General features: G+C 71.7%; 1 protein-coding gene. It reads left to right on the forward strand.

The window, feature by feature from the left end:
- Nucleotides 1-533, forward strand: a 533-nt coding sequence (locus HC031_RS32285; protein WP_167929243.1) for a hypothetical protein, incomplete at its 5' end; no start/stop codon positions are given.
- Nucleotides 534-552 lie beyond the last annotated feature (19 nt).

The following is a 552-nucleotide window of genomic DNA, read 5'->3' on the forward strand; positions in this document are numbered from 1 at the left end:
CCAGTTGGCTCTGGGCGCTGACCGCCCTCGCCCTCATCATCGCCGGACCGGTCATGATCTACCGCGGCGTCGACGGCCAGCACCAGGTCCGCCAGCAACTGTCCGCCCAACAGATCCAGTTCCCGGCCACCGGCGACAAGGGCCTACCCGCCGACCTCGCCGGCTACGCCGGCCAGAAGGTCACCACCGGACCCCAGGCCAAGGCCTACGCCGACATGGTCGAACACCACATCCTCGCCGCCACCGGCGGCAAGACCTACGCCCAGGTGTCGGCCGCCTACCTCGCCGGCGGCAGCACCGACGCCAAGCTCGCCGCCCTGCGCCAGACCGCCTTCATGGGCGAAAGCCTGCGCGGCTCCCTGATGAGCGCCTACCAGGCCTGGGAACTGACCTGGCTGGTCATCGGCCTCGGCGCCCTGCTCACCGGCCTCTCGGTCGTCTCCGGCGCCACCGCCCTCGCCCTGCGCCCCCGCCGGATCACCGTCCCCGCCTCCCCCGAGGCGCTGGAAAGCAGGCACCTCACCCACCACTGACCACAGCCGACAGCCAACC

Source organism: Planosporangium thailandense (genome assembly GCF_011947195.1).
Classification (GTDB): domain Bacteria; phylum Actinomycetota; class Actinomycetes; order Mycobacteriales; family Micromonosporaceae; genus Planosporangium; species Planosporangium thailandense.